This window comes from Mesorhizobium sp. B2-4-18 (assembly GCF_006441385.1).
GTDB classification, from domain to species: domain Bacteria; phylum Pseudomonadota; class Alphaproteobacteria; order Rhizobiales; family Rhizobiaceae; genus Mesorhizobium; species Mesorhizobium australicum.
The window spans coordinates 1-19,704 of the sequence record NZ_VFUW01000019.1 but is presented as its reverse complement, the minus strand read 5'-3'; the positions used below and the strand labels follow the sequence as shown (position 1 = coordinate 19,704).

The 19,704-nt window shown below is 63.9% G+C and carries 17 protein-coding genes; 16 read left to right on the top strand and 1 reads right to left on the bottom strand.

Annotated features, from left to right (window positions below):
• Window positions 1-15: 15 nt before the first annotated feature.
• From FJ527_RS28795 to FJ527_RS28765, 6 genes are all read left to right on the top strand, one after another.
• Window positions 16-645, top strand: coding sequence for an HD domain-containing protein (locus FJ527_RS28795; protein ID WP_140660233.1), 630 nt, complete (start codon window positions 16-18; stop codon window positions 643-645).
• Window positions 642-1,736 carry a carnitine 3-dehydrogenase gene (locus FJ527_RS28790; protein WP_140620568.1) on the top strand — a complete coding sequence of 365 codons (1,095 nt, stop codon included), beginning with the start codon at window positions 642-644 and terminating at the stop codon, window positions 1,734-1,736. Before FJ527_RS28795 ends, FJ527_RS28790 begins: the two co-directional genes overlap by 4 nt.
• A 4-nt stretch (window positions 1,737-1,740) precedes the next feature.
• Window positions 1,741-2,904 carry an acyl-CoA dehydrogenase gene (locus FJ527_RS28785; RefSeq protein WP_140660235.1) on the top strand — a complete coding sequence of 388 codons (1,164 nt, stop codon included), beginning with the start codon at window positions 1,741-1,743 and terminating at the stop codon, window positions 2,902-2,904.
• Between the two features lie 3 nt (window positions 2,905-2,907).
• Window positions 2,908-4,986, top strand: a complete 2,079-nt coding sequence (locus FJ527_RS28780) for an acetate--CoA ligase family protein (protein ID WP_140824661.1) — start codon at window positions 2,908-2,910, stop codon at window positions 4,984-4,986.
• Window positions 4,979-5,761, top strand: a complete 783-nt coding sequence (locus FJ527_RS28775) for a carnitinyl-CoA dehydratase (RefSeq protein ID WP_140824660.1) — start codon at window positions 4,979-4,981, stop codon at window positions 5,759-5,761. The genes FJ527_RS28780 and FJ527_RS28775 overlap by 8 nt, the downstream gene beginning before the upstream one ends.
• A 216-nt stretch (window positions 5,762-5,977) precedes the next feature.
• Complete coding sequence (locus FJ527_RS28765; RefSeq protein ID WP_140824659.1) at window positions 5,978-6,919, top strand: alpha/beta hydrolase; 942 nt, start codon at window positions 5,978-5,980, stop codon at window positions 6,917-6,919.
• An 18-nt stretch (window positions 6,920-6,937) separates the two neighbouring features.
• On the opposite strand, the gene FJ527_RS28760 is transcribed toward FJ527_RS28765, so the two are convergent.
• Complete coding sequence (locus FJ527_RS28760; protein WP_181166528.1) at window positions 6,938-7,639, bottom strand: GntR family transcriptional regulator; 702 nt, start codon at window positions 7,637-7,639, stop codon at window positions 6,938-6,940.
• A gap of 216 nt (window positions 7,640-7,855) precedes the next feature.
• On the opposite strand from FJ527_RS28760, the gene FJ527_RS28755 reads away from it, so the two are divergent.
• From FJ527_RS28755 to FJ527_RS28705, 10 genes are all read left to right on the top strand, one after another.
• Window positions 7,856-8,896, top strand: a complete 1,041-nt coding sequence (locus FJ527_RS28755) for an ABC transporter substrate-binding protein (protein ID WP_140660240.1) — start codon at window positions 7,856-7,858, stop codon at window positions 8,894-8,896.
• A 73-nt stretch (window positions 8,897-8,969) separates the two neighbouring features.
• On the top strand, window positions 8,970-10,055 hold the full coding sequence (locus FJ527_RS28750) for an ABC transporter ATP-binding protein (RefSeq protein WP_140824658.1): 1,086 nt from the start codon (window positions 8,970-8,972) through the stop codon (window positions 10,053-10,055).
• Window positions 10,052-10,978, top strand: coding sequence for an ABC transporter permease (locus FJ527_RS28745; RefSeq protein WP_015314612.1), 927 nt, complete (start codon window positions 10,052-10,054; stop codon window positions 10,976-10,978). The genes FJ527_RS28750 and FJ527_RS28745 overlap by 4 nt, the downstream gene beginning before the upstream one ends.
• Complete coding sequence (locus FJ527_RS28740; RefSeq protein ID WP_140824657.1) at window positions 10,975-11,775, top strand: ABC transporter permease; 801 nt, start codon at window positions 10,975-10,977, stop codon at window positions 11,773-11,775. Before FJ527_RS28745 ends, FJ527_RS28740 begins: the two co-directional genes overlap by 4 nt.
• 64 nt (window positions 11,776-11,839) lie before the next feature.
• Window positions 11,840-13,426, top strand: a complete 1,587-nt coding sequence (gene ggt, locus FJ527_RS28735; RefSeq protein ID WP_140824656.1) for a gamma-glutamyltransferase — start codon at window positions 11,840-11,842, stop codon at window positions 13,424-13,426.
• Between the two features lie 247 nt (window positions 13,427-13,673).
• A complete protein-coding gene (locus FJ527_RS28725) occupies window positions 13,674-15,194 on the top strand; it encodes an acyl--CoA ligase (RefSeq protein WP_181166529.1) in 1,521 nt (506 codons plus the stop codon).
• A 2-nt stretch (window positions 15,195-15,196) separates the two neighbouring features.
• Complete coding sequence (locus tag FJ527_RS28720; protein WP_140824654.1) at window positions 15,197-16,177, top strand: 2-dehydropantoate 2-reductase; 981 nt, start codon at window positions 15,197-15,199, stop codon at window positions 16,175-16,177.
• A gap of 756 nt (window positions 16,178-16,933) precedes the next feature.
• Entirely contained in the window at window positions 16,934-17,572 is a 639-nt protein-coding gene (locus FJ527_RS28715) for a hypothetical protein (RefSeq protein ID WP_224525446.1), read from the top strand.
• Between the two features lie 137 nt (window positions 17,573-17,709).
• Window positions 17,710-18,267, top strand: coding sequence for a hypothetical protein (locus FJ527_RS28710; RefSeq protein WP_246677833.1), 558 nt, complete (start codon window positions 17,710-17,712; stop codon window positions 18,265-18,267).
• Window positions 18,268-18,414: 147 nt separating this feature from the next.
• Window positions 18,415-19,548, top strand: coding sequence for a glycosyltransferase family 9 protein (locus tag FJ527_RS28705; RefSeq protein WP_246677832.1), 1,134 nt, complete (start codon window positions 18,415-18,417; stop codon window positions 19,546-19,548).
• The last annotated feature ends 156 nt before the right edge of the window (window positions 19,549-19,704 follow it).

The window sequence follows — 19,704 nt, the reverse complement described above, 5'->3', positions numbered from 1 at the left end:
GCAGGGAGGGTCGATATGGCTACTGTAAAATTCACCGCCATGAAGGATGGCGACAGGCAAGACTACGAGTTCCTGACCGCGCACGAGATCGACTACGCGGCCAGGACCGGCGAGCGGCTGCTCGACGCGCTGGTGCAGCTCGACGAAGGCCTGTCCGGCTACAAGATCACGCGGCTGGGTCATTCGCTGCAGGCGGCGACGCGGGCCTGGCGCGACGGCGCCGACACCGACTGGATCGCCTGCGCCGTGCTGCACGACATCGGCGACATCTACGCGCCCTACAATCACGACGAATACGCCGCTTCGATCCTTAAACCTTTCGTGCGCGAGCAATGCACCTGGGTGGTGGAAAAGCATGGCGACTTCCAGCGCCTCTATTACGCCCACCATCTCGGCGGCGATCGCCATGCGCGCGACCGTTTCGCCGGCCATGCCTATTTCGACGATTGCGACCAGTTTTGCGAACGCTGGGACCAGTCGAGCTTCGACCCTGACTATGAGACGCTACCGATCGACTTCTTCCGGCCGTTCGTGCTCGAAGTCTTCGCCCGCAAAGCCTACGACCCATCGGTCATCCGCGCCGGCGAGCGCGTGCCTCTCACCGATCCCGAAACCGCCAGGACAAGAACCGGAGCCTCTCAATGAGCATCATCAACAAGGCGGCCGCCATCGGCGGCGGGGTCATCGGCGCCGGCTGGGTGGCGCGGCTCCTGCTCAACGGCATCGACGTGTCGATCTTCGATCCCGATCCCGAAGCTTCGCGCAAGGTCTCGGAAGTGATGAAGGGCGCGCGCCGCGCCTATAGGCAGATGGTGCCGGGCGGCCTGCCCAAGGAGGGCAAGCTGACCTTCGCCAAGACGATCGCGGAGGCGGTCGCGGATGCCGACTTCGTCCAGGAAAGCGTGCCGGAACGGCTCGACCTCAAGCACAAGGTGCTGGCCGAGATCGACACCCACGCGCCGGCCAACGCCATCGTCGGTTCGTCCACCTCGGGCATCAAGCCGACCGACATGCAGGTGGCGATGAAGAAGCACCCGGAACGGCTGGTCGTCGGCCATCCGTTCAATCCGGTCTATCTGCTGCCGCTGGTCGAGATCGTCGGCGGCGACCAGACTTTCCCGGAAGCCATCGAAGTCGCCAAGGAAATCTATGCCTCGATCGGCATGAAGCCGGTCGTCATCCGCAAGGAGATCGAGGCTTTCGTCGGCGACCGCCTGCTCGAAGCCGCCTGGCGCGAGGCGCTGTGGCTGATCAAGGACGGCATCTGCACGGTCGAGGAACTCGACGACATCATGCGCTACGGCTTCGGCCTGCGCTGGGCGCAGATGGGCATGTTCCAGGTCTATCGCGTTGCCGGCGGCGAGGCCGGCATGCGCCACTTCATGGCGCAGTTCGGGCCCTGCCTGAAATGGCCGTGGACCAAGCTGATGGACGTGCCGGAGTTCAACGATGAGCTGGTCGACCTGATCGCCACCCAGTCTGACGACCAGGCGCACGGCCTGTCGATCCGCGAACTGGAAAAGATCCGCGACGACAATCTGGTCGCGATCATGGATGCGCTGTCGAAGCAGAACAAGGGCAAGGGCTGGGGCGCCGGCGCGCTGCACAAGGATTACACAAGACAGCTCGCCAAGCTGGCGGCGAAGAAGCCCGTGGCCTCAAAGGCAGCGGAAAGGGCCAGGGCCGCCAAGCCAGTGAAGAAAGCCGAAAAGCCGAAGAAAAAGAAGAAGGGCTGAGACCATGGATTTCGGTCTTTCGGAAGAGCAGAAACTCATTGTCGAGACGACGCGCGCCTTCGTCGAGAACGAGCTTTATCCGCACGAGCGCGAGGTCGAGCGCACCGGCGTGCTGCGCCGCGAGCTGATCGAGGAGATCAAGGCGAAGGCGATCGAGGCGGGCCTCTATGCCGCCAACATGCCTGCCGATGTCGGCGGCGCGGGGCTCGATACGGTGACCTGGCTGCTCTACGAGAAGGAACTCGGCCGCGCCAATTACGCGCTGCACTGGACCTGCGTGGCGCGCCCTTCCAACATCCTGCTCGCCGGCACGCCGGAGCAGCGCGAAAAATATCTTTTCCCCTGCATCCGCGGCGAGAAATGGGACTGCCTGGCGATGACCGAGCCGGGCGCCGGCTCCGACCTGCGCGGCATGAAGGCGACCGCCGTGCAGGATGGCGACTACTGGGTGCTGAACGGCACCAAGCATTTTATCTCCCACGCCGATCTCGCCGATTTCGCCATCGTCTTCATGGCCTCGGGCGAAGAGGATTCACCGCGCGGAAAGCGCAAGAAGATCACCGCCTTCTTCGTCGACAAGGGCACCAAGGGATTCACGGTGCGCGACGGCTATCGCAATGTCTCGCATCGCGGCTACACCAACGCCATCCTCGAATTCGACGATTGCCGCCTGCCGGCATCCCAGGTTCTGGGCGAGGTGCACAAGGGCTTCGACGTCGCCAATTCCTGGCTCGGCGCCACGCGGCTGCAGGTCGGCGCCACCTGCCTCGGCCGTGCCGAGCGAGCGCTCGGCCATGCGGTCGAATATGCCGCGCAGCGCCAGCAGTTCGGCCAGCAGATCGGCAAGTTCCAGGGCGTGTCGTTCAAGCTCGCCGACATGGCGACGGAACTCAAGGCCGCCGACCTGATGGTGTTCGAAGCGGGCTGGAAGTACGATCAGGGCACCGTCACCGACCAGGACATGGCCATGGCCAAGCTGAAGGCCACCGAAATGCTCGCCTTCGTTGCCGACGAGGCCATCCAGATCCATGGCGGCATGGGGCTGATGGATGACCTGCCGCTGGAGCGCATCTGGCGCGACGCCCGCGTCGAGCGCATCTGGGAAGGCACGTCGGAGATTCAGCGACATATTATTTCGCGGGCGCTGCTGCGCCCGTTCGGGGCTTGATCGATGCATAGACTTGAACGCCTCCTGCGCCCCAAGTCGATCGCCGTGTTCGGCGGCGTGCAGGCCGCCGCCGTCGTGGCGCAATCGATCAAGATGGGCTTTGCCGGCGAGATCTGGCCGGTGCACCCAACCAAGGACGAAGTGGCCGGACGCAAGGCCTACCGATCCGTCGCCGATTTGCCCGGCGCGCCGGACGCCGCCTTTGTCGGCGTCAACCGGCACCTCACCATCGAGGTGGTCAAGGCGCTGGCCGAACGCGGCGCCGGCGGCGCCGTCTGCTTTGCCGCCGGCTTCCTCGAGACCGAGGCCTATGACGAGGACGGCGAGCGGCTGCAGGCCGAACTGGTGGCCGCCGCCGGCCAGATGCCGATCATCGGACCGAACTGCTACGGCCTGATCAACTATGCCGACGGCGCGCTTTTGTGGCCAGACCAGCATGGCGGCATCAGGTTGGAAGAGGGCGGCAAGGGTGTCGCCATCATCACCCAGTCGTCCAACATCGCCATCAACATGACGATGCAGAAGCGCGGCCTACCGATTGCCTTCCTGATGACCGCAGGCAACCAGGCGCAGACCGGCCTGTCCGAAATGGCGCTCGGCCTGATCGAGGACGAGCGCGTCACCTCGCTTGGCCTGCACATCGAGGCGTTCGATTCGGTAGCCGGCTTCGAGCGCCTGGCGGCAAGGGCACGTGAGCTCAAGAAGCCGATCATCGCCATGAAGGTCGGCCGCTCCGAGCAGGCGCGGCAGGCAACCGTCTCGCACACCGCTTCGCTTGCCGGCTCGGACGCTGCTTCCGGCGCCTTCCTGAAGCGGCTTGGCATCGCTCGCGTCGATTCCATCCCCTCCTTCATCGAGGCGCTGAAGCTGCTGCACATCACCGGCCCGCTGCCTGGATATACCTTGTCGTCGATGAGTTGTTCGGGCGGCGAGGCATCGGTCATGGCCGACAGCGCCGAAGGCCGATGGGTCAACTTCCCGGTCCTGAACGACACCCATCGCGCCCATGTCAAATCGACGCTCGGGCCGCTGGTCGCGGTGGCCAATCCCCTGGACTATCACACCTTCATCTGGAACAACGAGCCGGCGATGACCGCCACCTTCACCGCCATGGTGTCGGGCGGCTTCGACCTCAACATGCTGGTGCTCGACTTCCCGCGTCCCGATCGCTGCTCGGTGACCGACTGGTGGGCGACGCTGCGCGCTTTCGAATCGGCGCTGAAGACCAACAAGGCGCATGGCGCCATCGTCTCCTCGCTGCCGGAGAACCTGCCGGAGGAATACACCGCCGAGCTGATGGCGCGGGGCATGGTGCCGCTTTTCGGCATTTCCGAGGCGATGGATGCGGCCCAAGCTGCGGCCTTCATCGGCTGGGCCTGGCGCGAGCCGCAGGCGCAGCCGGTGGATACATCGGCGTCGGGCGCGGCCGGTGGCGATCATGTTACGCCCGACGAGGCGCAAGCCAAGGCGCGGCTGATCAAGGCCGGGCTTCCAGTGCCAAAAGGCGAACGCGCCGGCAATGCGGTCGAAGCGGTGATCTCGTCCATGGCGCTTGGCTTCCCCGTCGCCCTGAAGGCGCTTGGCGTCACCCACAAGTCCGAGGTCGGCGCCGTCAGGCTGAACCTCAAGGACGCCGAATCGGTCAGCACGGCGGCGCATGACCTGTTGCCGCTCGGCACCGGGCTCTATGTCGAGCGCATGGTGCGCGACGGCGTCGCCGAACTGATCGTCGGCTTCACCCGCGATCCGATGTTCGGCGCCGTGATGACGCTGGGCACTGGCGGCGTGCTGGTCGAATTGCTGCGCGACAGCGTCACGCTGATGCTGCCGGCAACGCGCGACGACATCGAGGCCGCACTGCGCGGCCTGAAACTGTTCCCGCTGCTCGAGGGCTATCGCGGCCGGCCGAAGGCCGATGTCCAGGCCGCCATCGACGCCATCGCGGGCATTGCCGGCTTCGTGCAGGACAATGCCGGCGAGATCGAGGAACTCGACATCAATCCACTGATCGTCTGCTCCGAGGGCAAGGGCGCCTGGATCGCCGATGCATTGCTGGTGCTGGGAGAAAACAAGAATGCCTGACGTCATTTCGACCCGCCGCGAAGGCTCGATCCTCGAGGTCACGCTCGACCGCCCCAAGGCCAATGCCATCGACCTGAAAACATCGCGGCTGATGGGCGAAACCTTCAAGGCGTTCCGCGACGATCCCGACCTGCGCGTCGCCATCGTCAAGACCGCCGGCGACAAGTTCTTCAGCGCCGGCTGGGACCTCAAGGCCGCCGCGAGCGGCGACGCGGTGGACGGCGACTATGGCGTCGGCGGTTTTGCCGGGCTGCAGGAATTGCGCGACCTGAACAAGCCGGTCATCGCCTGCGTCAACGGCATGGCGGTGGGCGGCGGCTTCGAGCTGGCGCTGTCCTGCGACCTCATCTACGCCTCCGACCACTCCTCCTTCGCGCTGCCCGAAATCCGCGCCGGCACGCTGGCCGACGCGGCGACGATCAAGCTGCCGAAGCGCATCCCCTATCATGTCGCCATGGACCTTTTGCTCACCGGCCGCTGGATGGATGTCGCCGAGGCGCATCGCTGGGGCCTGGTCAACGAGGTGCTGCCCAAGGAAAAGCTCGAGGACCGCGTCTGGGAGATCGCCCGGCTGCTCGCCAGCGGCCCGCCGCTGGTGTTCGCAGCGATCAAGGAGACCGCGCGGGTGGCGGAATCGCTGACCTTCCAGGAGGCGATGAACAAGGTGACGCGCCGGCAGTTGCCGACGGTCGATGCGCTCTACGGGTCGGAGGACGGCATGGAGGGTTTCCGCGCCTTTGCGGAGAAGCGGGAGCCGGTTTGGAAGGGGAGATAGCTCGCCGACGATGATGTTCCGTCACACCCCCCTCTGGCCTGCCGGCCATCTCCCCCGCAAGGAGGGAGATCGGCAGCTTCGCCTGCGGTGCTTTTGTCGCGGTGCTGGCGATTGGCGAAAGCGGAAACGCCATCCGATCTCCCCCCTTGCGGGGGAGATGTCCGGCAGGACAGAGGGGGGTGCCTGGGCTCGACCTTTGACGTCGGTTGAGCCGACATGACCGACTACAAAACCCTGATCGACGCCGAGACCTGGGCCTTCATCGAGCGGACGAATTCCTATTATCCGCCGGACACGATCGATTACACGATCGCGCAGCAGCGCGAGATCTACGATCGCATGTGCCGCGAGTTCTTTGCCGGCTATCCGCAAGGCGTGACGGCCGAGACGACCGCTATTGCCGGGCCGGCATGCGATGTCCCGATGCGCATCTACCGCAACGCAAAGCCGGACCATGCCGCCATGGTGCTCTACCTCCATGGCGGGGGCTTCATCCTCGGCGGGCTGGACAGCCATGACGACGTCTGCGCCGAGCTTTGCGGCCGCACCGGTTATGAGGTGGTCTCGGTCGACTACCGGCTGGCGCCGGAGCATCTGCATCCGGCCGCTTTCGACGACGCGATGAGCGCCTTCGAATGGGCCGCCGGGACCTACGACCGCCCGGTCTTGCTGTGCGGCGACAGCGCTGGCGGCAATCTTTGCGCCGCCGTCGCGCACGCGACACGTGGCCGCGCGAAAAAGCCGATCGGCCAGGTGCTGATCTATCCCGGCCTTGGCGGCGATCGCGCGCGCGGCTCCTATGTGACGCATGCCGAGGCGCCGATGCTCACGGTACGCGACCTTGAATTCTACAAGAACATCCGTACCGGCGGCGTGGACCAGACCGGTGACATCACGCTGTATCCGCTGGCCGATGCCGATTTCGCCAATCTGCCGCAGACCATGCTGATCACCGCCCAGTGCGACCCGCTGTCATCCGATGGCGAGGCTTATCGCGATCGCATCGTCGCGGCAGGCGGGCGCGCCGCCTGGTTCGAGGAGCCCGGCCTGGTGCACGGCTATCTCAGGGCTCGGCATACCGTTGGCCGCGCCCGCGCGAGCTTCACCCGGATCGTCGACGCGGTGGCCACGCTCGGAAAGGGCGGCTTAACCTGGTAGGACGAATGGCTGCCCTGCTCAGGACGCCTTGGCCAGGAAGCTCTGATAATCAGATTTCGCCTGCAGCAGGCGCAGCACGTTCTCGCGCGAACCGCGCACATGCGCGCGGGCCAGCGCGCCGGCGCGGCTGATATCATTTGCGCAGATCGCCTCGACGATCTCGGCGTGTTCGTCGCGGGCGATCTTCCATTCATCGAGCCACAAGAGTTCGGTCCAGACATAATGCTGGCACTTGTCGAGGATGCCGCACAGCATGCCATGCAGCATGACATTGCCGCTGATCTCGGCAATGACGCGGTGGAGATCGATGCCGACCTCCAGTTCCTGGAATTTTTCGCGCGTCGTGCGATCGGGAATGGCGGCCAACCGCTCGCACTCGGCCAGCATGGCGCGCAGTCGCGCCTTGTCCTTCTCGGTCGCGGCGGCCGCCGCCAATTCCGTCGCATGGCCGTCGAGCAATTCGCGGATTGCGAAGGCCTCGCGGAACATGTTGATGTCGAACTCGGTGACGGCATAGCCCTGGCGCGGCCGGCCGGTGACCAGCCCGTCGCGCTCAAGGCGATTGAAGGCTTCGCGCACGGGGGTGCGGCTGACATTGAGTTTCGCCGCGATGTCGCTTTCGGTGACGCGCGCGCCCGGCGGAATCTGGCCGGTCACGATCATCGCCTTGAGCGCGGAATAGACCGAGTCGCGCAGCGTGTTTTTTGGTTCCTTGGCCAAGTTCCATTTCCAGTTCTCCGGCCGCTTTAGCCGGACATCGCCTCGTTTGTAGTCGCAGTCGGCGTAATTTGCCACGCCCCGCGGCGCCGTTCCCACCATCCAATCGATCGCGCCCGCCGCAGTTGACAACACCGATCTCTCGGTTACATTCTAAATTGTATACAAAATCGCATGCCAAATCAAAAAACAAATGGGAACACCGGTCGGAGAACCGAAATGAACAGGACCATCAGCTTTAGAAGTCTAGCGATAGCCGGGCTCATTGCCTCCGTGGCAGTGCCCGCCGTCGCCGCCGACACGATCACCGTCGCCTCATGGGGCGGCACCTATCAGGAGGCACAGACCAAGGCCTTCTTCAAGCCGACCGCCGATGCGCTCGGCATCACCATCAAGGAAGACACGACCAACGGCCTCGATGACGTACGCCTGCAGGTCACCGGCAATGCGGTGAAATGGGACATCACCGAACTCGGCGCCGACGAATGCGCGCGCGGCTCGAAGGAAGGGCTGTTCGAAAAGCTGGATTACGGCATCATCGACAAGAGCGGCATCAACCCCAAGCTGGTGCATGACGACTGGGTCGGCATTTCCTATACGTCCGTCGTGCTGATCTATCGGACCGATGTCTTCGGCGACAAGGGCCCGAAGACATGGGCCGACTTCTGGAACGTGGAAAAGTTTCCGGGACGGCGCGCGCTGAGCAGCAGCCAGGCGACGGAGACGCTGAGCGTCGCAGCGCTCGCCTCCGGCCTGCCGATCGACAAGGTCTATCCCGTCGACATCGACGGCGCGCTGAAATCGGTCGACAAGATCCGCGGCCATGTCGATGCCTGGTGGACCTCCGGCGCCCAGGCCATGCAACTGGTGAAGGATGGCGAAGTCGACATGGCGAGCATCTGGAACGGCCGCGCCGGCACTTTGAAGAAGGAAGGCGCGCCGGTCAGCTTCTCCTTCGACCAGGGCGTGCTCACCGCCGATTGCATGGTCATCCCCAAGGGCGCCAAGAACAAGGACGCGGCGATGAAGGCGCTGGCCATGTTCGTCAGCCCGCAACTGCAGGCCAACCTGCCGCTCTATGTCGACAATGGGCCGGTGAACGAGAAGGCCTTCGAGACCGGCAAGATCCCGCCGGAGCGGATCAAGGACATCAACTCGGCGCCCGAAAACGTCAAGAAGCAGGTGTTGCAGGATGCCGAGTTCTGGCGCGACAACCTCGTCGAGGCGACGGAAAAGTTCAATAACCTGATCCAGCAATAGCCGGAATCCTGACATTGCGGGACGGCACCAGCGCCGCCCCGCTGCTTCAGTCTCTGCCTCGGAGATAACGATCTTGTCCATTGCACCATCCGCGCTGCCGATCGGCATGCGCGCGATCGAGAAACGATTTGGCAGCGTGCCGGTGCTGCGCGACCTGAACCTCGATGTCGAGGCCGGCGAGTTCCTGACGCTGCTTGGGCCTTCGGGCTCGGGGAAGACGACGCTGCTGATGATCCTGGCCGGTTTCGTGCGAGCCAATGGCGGATCGATCAAGGTCGGCGGCGACGAGATCATCACCACGCCGCCGCACCGGCGCAATATCGGCATGGTGTTCCAGAACTATGCGCTGTTTCCGCATATGAACGTCTTCCACAACATCGCCTTTCCGCTGAAGCAGCGCGGCGTCGGTGTGACAGAGACAGCGCAGCGGGTGGAGAAGGCGCTGGAGCTGGTGAAGTTGCATGGCCTGGGCGAGCGCCGGGTGGACCAGCTTTCCGGCGGCCAGCGCCAGCGCGTGGCCCTGGCGCGCGCCATCGTCTTCGAGCCGCGCATCGTCTTGATGGACGAACCGCTGTCGGCGCTCGACAAGGGCCTGCGCGAGCATATGCAGATCGAATTGCGTGCGCTTCATCGCCGTCTCGGCATGACCACGGTCTATGTCACGCACGACCAGCGCGAAGCCATCACCATGTCGGACCGTATCGCGGTGATGAACGGCGGCCGCATCGAACAGCTCGACAAGCCCGAAACGCTTTATGCCGCGCCGAAGACGCAATTCGTAGCCGGCTTCATCGGCGAATCGAACTTCATCCCGGTCGAAAGCCGCGATGGCTCGGTCTGGTATGAGGACAGGCTGATCCAGACCGGCGCACCGACGCCGCCGGCCGGTCCGCATCTGATGGTGGTGCGGCCGGAGAAGCTGCGGCTGGTCACGGCATCCGACCCGTCGACCGGCGTCAATGTGCTCGATGCGACGGTCAGCGACATCATCTACCAGGGCGACAGTTTCGTCTGCTATGCCAGCCTGCGCGACGGCCGCCAGCTGACGCTGCGCGACTATTGCCGCAGCGATGTGCTGGCAAGGCTGCCGGCGCCCGGCCAGCCGATCACGCTCGGCCTCGATGCCAAGGACACGATCCTGGTGGCGGCCGAGGGATGAGCGCGCAGTCCGCCTTCCTGACGGAGACCGCCAGTCCGGCGGGGCAGGACCTGAACGCGCAGGCCCTGCGCGCCGATGCGCGGCGCGAGTCATTGCGGCTGCTGGCGCTGCTGGCGCCGAGCCTGTTCCTTGTCTGCGCGATCATCATCGTGCCGATCGGCTGGCTGTTCTGGCTGTCGCTGTTCGACGAGACCGGCGCCTTGAGCGCCGCCAACTATGCGCGTTTCTTCGAGCAGGCCTCCTACATCAGGACCTTCATCACCACCTTCGAGGTCGCCTTCATCGTCACCGGCGCCTGCGTGCTAACAGGCTATCCTCTGGCCTACATGTTGTCGCAGCTGCCGCGCCGGGCCGCATCGATCTGCCTGATCTTCGTCATCCTGCCGTTCTGGACGTCGGTGCTGGTGCGCACCTATGCCTGGCTGGTGATCCTGCAGCGCAAGGGCCTGATCAACAGCTGGCTGATCGATCTCGGCGTGATCAGCCAGCCGCTGTCGCTGGCCAACAATTTTTCGGGCGTCGTCATCGGCATGACGCATATATTGCTGCCGTTTCTGGTTTTGCCGCTCTATGCCTCGATGAAGACGATCGACACCGACTGCCTGCGCGCCGGCATGAACCTCGGCGCCGGCCCGGCCGCCACCTTCCGGCAGATCTTCTTTCCGCTGTCGGTGCCGGGCCTCGCCTCCGGCGTGGTCATCGTCTTCGTGCTGTGCCTCGGTTTCTTCGTGACGCCGGCGCTGATGGGTGGCGGCAAGGTGGTGATGTGGGCGATGCGCATGGAACAGACCACCAGCCTCTATTCCAACTGGGGCGCCGGTGCGGCACTCGGCGTGGTGCTGCTGGTGGTCACGTTGGCGCTTCTCGGCCTGTTCCAGTGGCTGCTCGGCGCGCGGGCCACCGGGGTATGGAGTTCGCGATGAGTGAAGATATCGGATTGCCGATCTCGCATCGGCAACGGCTGTGGCTCTACGCCTTCGGCGGCCTCGTGCTGTTGTTCCTGATCGCGCCGTCGGTCATCATCGTCATCATGTCGTTCTCGGATTCGACGCTGCTGCAGTTCCCGCCGCGGCAATGGTCGCTGCGCTGGTATGAAAGCTATTTCCAGTCGCTGGAATGGCGCGACGCCACCATCGTGTCGGTGAAGGTCGCGGTCATGACCGCGCTGGTGGCGACGCCGCTCGGCACTGCCGCCGCCTATGCGATCAACCGGGGCACGCTGCGCTTCAACGGCACCATCAACGCGCTGCTGACGGCGTCGCTGATCATCCCGGTGATCCTGGTCGGCATCGGCACCTTCTTCCTCTATGCGCGCATCGGCCTCAACAACACGCTGGCCGGGCTGGTCATCGCGCATACGGTGCAGGCGCTGCCACTGGTGGTGCTGACGGTGCTGTCGGGCCTGCGCTCCTACGACATGAACCAGGAGCGGGTGGCGCGCAGCCTGGGCGCGGGGCGCATCGCCGCCTTCTGGCAGGTGACGATGCCGCAGATCCGCTTCTCGATCGTCTCGGGTGCGCTGTTTGCCTTCATCACCTCCTTCGACGAAGTTGTCGTCTCGCTGTTCATCTCGGGCGGGGAGACCACGACACTGACACGCCGCATGTTCAACGCGCTGCGCGACCAGATCGACCCGACCATCGCCGCCATCTCGACCTGCCTGATCGTGCTGTCTGTCGCGCTGTTGTCACTGGCGCAGATCTTCGGCCGCCGGCATTGATTTCATCGGACCCATTCGCTTCAAGTGACCCATTTTTTCAAGACACCGGGGATATCCAGACCAGATGCGTGATTTCCAGTTTCCCGGCCGCTCGCCGGTTCGTGCCACGGAAGCGATTGCCGCGACATCGCATCCGCTCTCGACGCTTGCGGCCATCGAGATGCTGCGCGCCGGCGGCAATGCCATGGATGCCGCCATCTGCGCCGCCGCCGTGCAGGGCGTGGTCGAGCCGCAATCGACGGGGATAGGCGGCGATTGCTTTGTCCTCTACTGCCCCAAGGGGCAAAGCGAAGTGCTGGCTTTCAACGGCTCGGGGCGTGCGCCGGCGGCCGCGACCGTCAACTGGTATCGCGACAAGGGGTTTAGCGAGCTTCCCAAACAGGGGCCGCATGCGGTGACCGTGCCGGGCGCCATCGACGCCTGGTGCAGGCTGCTGGAGGACCATGGCAGCAAGGGCCTGGCCGAAGTGCTGGCGCCGGCGATCCACTATGCCGAGAGCGGCTATGTCGTGCACGACCGCGTCGCCTTCGACTGGGCCGAACCCGAAACCGATCTTTCCGCCGACGAGCATGCCGCGCGCATCTTCCTGCCGGGCGGCATGGCGCCGAAGGCCGGCGACGTGCACAAGCAGCCCGCGTTGGCCGCCACTCTCCGGGTGATCGCCAAACAGGGCCGCGCCGGGTTCTACGAAGGCGCGGTCGCCGACGACATGGTGCGCCGGCTCAAGGAGCTGGGCGGGCTGCACACGGCGGACGATTTCGCCGCGACCAGGGGCGACTATGTGGCGCCGGTGAGCGTCAGCTATGGCGGCCACGAGATCCACCAGATGCCGCCGAACAACCAGGGGCTGACGGCGCTTTTGATGCTGAACGTGCTGTCGGGCTTCAAGCTCGGTGGGCTCGACCCTAACGGCGCCGAGCGCCTGCACCTGGAGATCGAGGCCGGGCGGCTGGCCTATCGCGACCGCGACCGTTTCGTCGGCGACCAGGACCATGTCCCGGTGCCGGTGAGGCAGCTTCTCTCGGCCGCCTATGCCGACCGGCTGCGCGCCGAGATCGACCGCGAGCGCGCCATGACCCATTTGCCCGACGTGCAGCTGCCGGGCAGCGACACGGTCTATATCTCGATCGTCGACCGCGACCGCAACGCGGTCTCCTTCATCAACTCGACCTATTATTCCTTCGGCAGCGGCGTCGTCGGTCCCAAGACCGGCGTCGTGCTGCAGAACCGCGGCTCGAGCTTCCGCCTCAATCCGGCCCACCCCAACGCCATCGCGCCCAGCAAGCGGCCGATGCACACGATCATGCCCGGCATGGCGACCAAAAACGGCCGCGTGGTGATGCCGTTCGGCGTCATGGGCGGCGGCTACCAGCCCTTCGGCCATGTCCATCTTCTGACCAACATGATCGATTTCGGCATGGACCCGCAGCAAGCGCTCGACGCGCCGCGCGTGTTCTACAATGACGGTATGGTGGAGGCGGAGCGCAACGTGCCCGCCGAGGCGGTCGAAGGCCTGCGGCGGCGCGGCCACGCCATCACCGAGCCGCACCATCCGCTCGGCGGCGGCCAGGCGGTGCTGATCGACTGGGAAAAGGGAACGCTGACGGGGGCATCCGATCCGCGCAAGGACGGGATGGCGCTGGGGTATTGAGGAACTACCGGGCGCGGGCGCTGCCCCTCACCTGCCTGCCGGCATCCTCTCCCCGTATAGTGACGGGGAGAGGGGACACTGTCATCGACAGTTTCGCCAATCGCCCACGCTGAACAGGCGCCGAGACCGAAACTGCCCCTTTCTCCCCGTCCCTATACGGGGAGAAATGCCCGGCAGGGCAATGAGGGGCGGCGCTGACATCAGATGGACTTTCGCAAGCCATAGTCTTGAAACATAGCTGGTGACCATGACCCAAATCCACACAGACCTTTCCCACCGCCTCGTCGCCGGCGCCGACGACGCGCCGGCGATCCTGGCGCCCGACAGGCCGACGCTGACCCATGGCAGGCTGCGCGCGCTGATCGCCACCACCGCCACGCAGCTCCATGCGCTGGGCATCGGCCGAGGCGACCGGGTGGCGATCGTGCTGCCCAACGGGCCGGAGATGGCGACGGCTTTCATCGCTGTCGCCGCCACAGCCTCGACGGCGCCGCTCAACCCCGCCTACCGGGCGGACGAGCTCGATTTCTACCTGACCGACATCGGCGCCAAGGCGATCCTGGTCGCCGAGACCGAGACTGGCCTTGCCGTGACTGTGGCCGAGCGCCTCGGCATTGGCGTGCTGCGGCTTGTCGTGCCGCCAGACGCGCCGGCCGGCAGCTTCACCATCGAAGGCGCGGCGGTCGGACCGCAAGCGGCGCCCGCCAAGGCCGGGGACGGCGACATCGCGCTTCTGCTGCACACCTCCGGCACGACGTCACGCCCCAAGCTGGTGCCGCTCAGCCATGCCAATGTCGCGGCCTCCGCCCGCCATATCGGCGCCACGCTCGGCCTGACGGCGGATGACCGCTGCCTCAACATCATGCCGCTGTTCCACATCCATGGGCTGATCGCGGCGGTGCTGTCGTCGCTGGCATCCGGCGGCAGCATCTATTGCACGCCGGGCTTCAACGCGCTGCGCTTCTTCCAGTGGCTGAGCGACGCCGGGCCGAGCTGGTACACGGCGGTGCCGACCATGCACCAGGCGATCCTGGCGCGCGCGGCGCGCAACGCCGAAGCATTGGCGGCGGCACGCCTGCGCTTCATCCGCTCGTCCTCGGCTTCGCTGCCGGCGCAGGTGATGGCCGAACTCGAGGCGACTTTCGGCTGCCCGGTCATCGAATCCTACGGGATGACCGAGGCCGCGCACCAGATGGCGTCGAACCGGCTGCCGCCCGGCCTGCGCAAGCCGGGCAGCGTCGGTGCCGCCGGCGGACCCGAAGTCGCCGTGATGGCGCCGGACGGCCGGCTGATGCAGGCCGGCGAAACGGGCGAGATCGTCATTCGCGGCCCCAATGTCACCTCAGGCTACGAGAAGAACCCGGACGCCAACGCCACGGCCTTCGCGCATGGCTGGTTCCACACCGGCGACCAGGGCGTGCTCGACGATGACGGCTATCTCAGGGTCACCGGCCGGCTGAAGGAGATCATAAATCGCGGCGGCGAGAAGATCTCGCCGCTCGAGGTCGACAATGTGCTGATGGACCATCCGGCGGTGGCGCAGGTCGTCACCTTCGCCATGCCGCATGACAAGCTCGGCGAGGAGGTGGCGGCGGCCGTGGTGCTGCGCGAAGGCATGAGCGCCAGCGAGGGCGATATCCGCGCCCACGCCGCGATGCGGCTCGCCGACTTCAAGGTGCCGCGCAAGGTGCTGATCCTGGAGGAGATCCCCAAAGGGGCGACCGGCAAGCTGCAGCGCATCGGGCTCGCCGCCAGGCTCGGGCTCTGATCATGAAGATCACCATTTTCGGCGCCGGCGCCATCGGCGGCTATGTCGCGGCCAAGCTGGCCATCGCCGGCCGCACCGAGCTGTCGATCGTCGCCCGCGGCGCGCATCTCGACGCGATCAAGGCCAATGGCCTGCGCCTGATGGAGGACGGGCGGGAAACGACCGTCCCCGTCAAGGCCGCCGCCAAGGCGGAAGAGCTCGGCACGCAGGACTACGTCGTGCTGGCGCTGAAGGCGCATTCCGTCGCGCCCGCGCTCGACCAGATCGCCCCGCTGCTTGGGGACCACACAGCGGTCGTCACCATGCAGAACGGCGTTCCCTGGTGGTATTTCCACAAAAACTGCGGCGCGCTCGAAGGCACCAGACTGCAGCAGGTCGACCCCGGCGGCACGATCTGGGACCGGCTCGGCCCGCGGCGTGTCATCGGCTCGGTGGTCTACCCCGCCGTCGAGGTCGATGCGCCCGGCCTGATCCGCCATGTCGAAGGAAAACGCTTCTCGCTCGGCGAACCCTCGGGCGAGAAGAGCGAAAGGGTCACGCTCTTGGCCGGGGAGATGGTCAAGGCCGGGCTGCAGGCGCCGGTGCGCGACGACATACGCGCAGAGATCTGGATAAAATTGTGGGGCAATCTCTCCTTCAACCCGATCTCCGCGCTGACCGGCTCGACGCTGGCCGCCATCGTAGCCGACGAAGGCACCCGCGCGCTCGCCCGCGTCATGATGCTGGAAGCGCAAGCGATCGGCGAAAGCCTCGGCGTGCGCTTCCCCATAGACGTCGACCGCCGCATCAAGGGCGCCGGCGATGTCGGCGAACACAAGACCTCGATGCTGCAGGACCTGGAGCGCGGCCGCCCGATGGAGATCGACGCGCTGGTGGGCGCCGTGCAGGAGCTGGGCCGGCTGACGGGCAAGCCGACGCCGGCGATCGATGGGGTGCTGGCGTTGGTGAAGAGGCTGGCGGTGGAGCGGGGGTGTTATGGGTGAATAGGGAAACCGGCATCGGTTAGTGCCTGCCCGTCCCGAATGACCCGAGAGAGACGTCCATAACTCTACGGTTGGACGGCCGCTTTGCGCCTCATCTCGATTATCGAAGTCAGCTGTGCCGCCGCCGAAAAGCGGGCGTTGGTGACGACGCATCAGACGTGACGGGTGCGCCAGGACCGTACCTAGCCGTGACCCATGTGTGATGTCGACTTGTCCTTAGTTCCCGCTCGTAAAGCGTTGCAGGGCCAAGGTTCCACAGCCGGTAGACACGATCGGGCTCGGCCAAGCCGCGGCCGGGTTCTGTCAAGATATTTGCGCTCCGACGCGGAGTGGATAGCTGCTTCTGCCGACTTTTTTCCGCAAGGTGGAGAAAAACAGTTGGCGACCTACTTCAGAAGGTAGGAACGAACGCTGACTTCAGATTGAAAGGAACGCGCAATGCCGAAGACTACGATTTACCCTTGGTACGCCAAGGACGGGGAAGAGGCCGTGGGCCGCTTCTCCCGAGATCTTTTCCAATAGCGCATTTGGTGCCGATCACCGTGCACGCTCGCCATCGTGACCAAGTGATCCGCTGTACTTCGGTCTTCCGCTTGCAGTGCTTCCCTGCTTAATTCGAGGAAATTTGCACAATTATAGGGTTGCGGCATGATACCAATCTACATCGGCTATGATCCACGGGAATCCCGCGTTCTAGACGTAGCGCGATGGAGCGCTTATCGGCGGACAAGCAGGCCGTTGCAGATACTACCATTGGTGCTCAAAGACCTTGAAGCCCAAGGAATTATGAAGCGACCGATGGTGGTACGGGATGGTAAGCTCTGGTGCCCGATTTCCGAGGCGCCGATGGCGACAGAGTTTGCCATATCGCGCTTTGCCGTTCCGTTTATAAGGCAAGGCGGCTGGGCCATGTTCTGCGATTGTGATGTCCTGTTTCTGAAGGATCCAGCCAAGCTGCTCGATCTAGTCGATCCTTCCTACGCGATTATGGCGGTTAAGCACCAGCAACGCGAATCCGAAGCGGTCAAGATGGACGGACAAATGCAGACGTTCTATCGCCGCAAAAACTGGTCGTCGGTCGTTTTGTGGAATCTAGATCATCCCTCCAACAAACGGCTGACCAACGAGATGCTCAATACGTGGCCTGGACGTGACCTCCACGCCTTCAAATGGCTTGAGGACCACGAGATCGGGGAATTGCCTCTGGCATGGAACTACCTCGTAGGGGCTTCGGCTTCGGAACTCGATCCCGCCGATGTCTCGCTGGCGCACTACACGCTCGGCGGCCCTTGGTTTGCGGGTTGGTCCGGCACCACGCAATGGGACGAATTGTGGAGGCGAGAAGAGAGCATTCTGCGCGCGTTTGAGGAACATGCCGTTCAGGTTCCCGCATGAAAGCTCCGCTTTTGGATTTCTTGCCAATCTTCTCAAGGCCAACTCTTCGGTTGCCCAGGGTCACGGGTCCCGCCTTGGTGATGGGGTCAGCGCCGAATTTTCGCCTCCCGGAGGGACATGGTGTCGATTGGGCCCTAGTGACCGTCAATGCTTCCCAGCTTTTGGCGGAAACGTTCGGCCTCCGCCTTCCTGATATCGCCGTCATCCGCCGCGGCATTTTAGTCGGCGCGAGCGAACAGGACTTCTACAAGCGCGATTTGTTAAAGGGACGGCAGGCGAAACATCTGATCGTACCGGTTTGGCCGGACGTTGAAGACAAGCTGAAAGCTGGTTGTCGCACCTTCAATTATGGTTTCGATACCTTGCAGGCGCTCACCAAATGGCAACTTGCCAACATCGTCTGGCGGCTTAGCGGCAAATATCATGTGTCCCGCGGCTGGCACCGGAAAATCTCCACCGGAGCCTTCGCGATCATGTTGACGCGTTTCGCCGGCTTCGCCCCTGTTGTAGTCAGCGGGTTTTCCCTGTCCCAGGCTGGGCATGGATACGACACCCGAAATGCCTTTCGATATCATGCCGACGAAGATGCGGATTTGCTTCGCCTGGTAGTGAGTAGAGGCGAGCCAATCTACGCAGAGGATAGGGACTTCGCTGCGGAAACTGGATTGCCCTTGTGGCAGGGACAGATGCCATGACGAGTGCTTCTTAGGGGAGCTTGCAACATGGGCTGTCCCGAACGCTATAGCAAAGATGATCTAGCTCCGACGGTGAAAAGAGATATCCATTTCTCGGAGATGCGAACAGACCAATGACCAACATTACCCGCCCTTCAGGAGGTTGGTGTGCTGAATATCTCGATGGTTGATCGGCAGACTGTCAAGTCCATTCTCGTTATTCAGGCGAAGTACATCGGGGACATCATTCTGACTTCGGTGCTCGTGCGAAATCTGCGCCTTGCTTACCCAAACGCTGCGATAGTCATGCTCTGCGCTCCTGGCCTGCGAGACTTCGTAATCAGCCAGAATATCGCGGACCTGGCCATCGGGTTCGACGGTAGAAGTGGTGGTAGAAGTCTGCTTCAGCGGATGAAGGAATATTCAAGCTTGGTCGCCGACCTCCGTCGCCGAAAATTCGATCTCACCATTGATGTAACTGACTCGAAGACGTCAAGGATATTGCACAGGTCAATCGGCGCTCCGCTGCGCGTTGGGTACAACCCCCCGGAAAAGCCCCTGAAGTTTTGGGAAGGTCAGCCTGCTAATATTATTGCTAAACCCTTTGGTCATGGAGGCGCGCACTATTTGTACCGATATTTGTCCCCGCTTGAAGCCCTTGGGATAGAATTACGCGAAGTGACGCCGAGGCTTGAACCCACACCGGTTGGGCGAAGCGCGTCTACCCAGGTTCTGGCGCAAAGCAAGCTGGCTGTAAAAGCTTTCGTCGCTGTGCACGCTGGAGCAAGGTTCGAAGGGCGGTGTTGGCAACCTGAACGGTTCGCTGCAATAATCGACGAGGTTTATGCCGCGACGGGCCTGCGGTCACTACTGGTTGGTGGACCTAATGAAGGCTCAACCGCGCAGACAATCTTGGACATGGCAGCGTCACCATTGGCGAGCGTTGTTGGTAAGATCTCGCTTGAGACATTAACTGCTTTGCTTGCGGATGCATTTATCTTTCTGGGAAACGAGAGCGGCCCAATGCACCTGGCTGCGTCAGTCGGAACCCCGGTTGTGGGCCTTTATGGCCTCACGCCACCCGACATCTGGGGACCTCTTGGGGTGCTTCACCGCACCGTTGAGCCGCCGTTGCCTTGCCAGTGCATTGCGCCCGATTTGTGCAAGCCCGGCAATCCGGGCGGCGTGTACTGCGTTCATCGACTACCCGTTGCCAAGGTCGCCCAGGCGACACGAGACCTGATGGATGCAGTGAGGCAACAGGCGAACGAGACGGCCAATCAAACAGACTCACTCCGGTAGAAACAGCGATGACCGGCCCGCGTGAAACCGTGAAGAAGGCACTGCAGACCTATGTCGACGAGATCGTGCGATCATCAATTCGGTGATAGGCAGGCGGTAAAGGATCGCCAGTAGCGATGCAAACCCTAAGTCACCCCTTCCCCCCCCCCCCCAGCA

Coding starts and splice junctions, on each gene's coding strand:
- FJ527_RS28780 (WP_140824661.1), top strand. CDS start 2,908: ATGCATAGACTTGAACGCCTCCTGCGCCCCAAGTCGATCGCCGTGTTC.
- FJ527_RS28775 (WP_140824660.1), top strand. CDS start 4,979: ATGCCTGACGTCATTTCGACCCGCCGCGAAGGCTCGATCCTCGAGGTC.
- FJ527_RS28725 (WP_181166529.1), top strand. CDS start 13,674: ATGACCCAAATCCACACAGACCTTTCCCACCGCCTCGTCGCCGGCGCC.
- FJ527_RS28790 (WP_140620568.1), top strand. CDS start 642: ATGAGCATCATCAACAAGGCGGCCGCCATCGGCGGCGGGGTCATCGGC.
- FJ527_RS28765 (WP_140824659.1), top strand. CDS start 5,978: ATGACCGACTACAAAACCCTGATCGACGCCGAGACCTGGGCCTTCATC.
- FJ527_RS28755 (WP_140660240.1), top strand. CDS start 7,856: ATGAACAGGACCATCAGCTTTAGAAGTCTAGCGATAGCCGGGCTCATT.
- FJ527_RS28740 (WP_140824657.1), top strand. CDS start 10,975: ATGAGTGAAGATATCGGATTGCCGATCTCGCATCGGCAACGGCTGTGG.
- FJ527_RS28785 (WP_140660235.1), top strand. CDS start 1,741: ATGGATTTCGGTCTTTCGGAAGAGCAGAAACTCATTGTCGAGACGACG.
- FJ527_RS28795 (WP_140660233.1), top strand. CDS start 16: ATGGCTACTGTAAAATTCACCGCCATGAAGGATGGCGACAGGCAAGAC.
- ggt (WP_140824656.1), top strand. CDS start 11,840: ATGCGTGATTTCCAGTTTCCCGGCCGCTCGCCGGTTCGTGCCACGGAA.
- FJ527_RS28745 (WP_015314612.1), top strand. CDS start 10,052: ATGAGCGCGCAGTCCGCCTTCCTGACGGAGACCGCCAGTCCGGCGGGG.
- FJ527_RS28720 (WP_140824654.1), top strand. CDS start 15,197: ATGAAGATCACCATTTTCGGCGCCGGCGCCATCGGCGGCTATGTCGCG.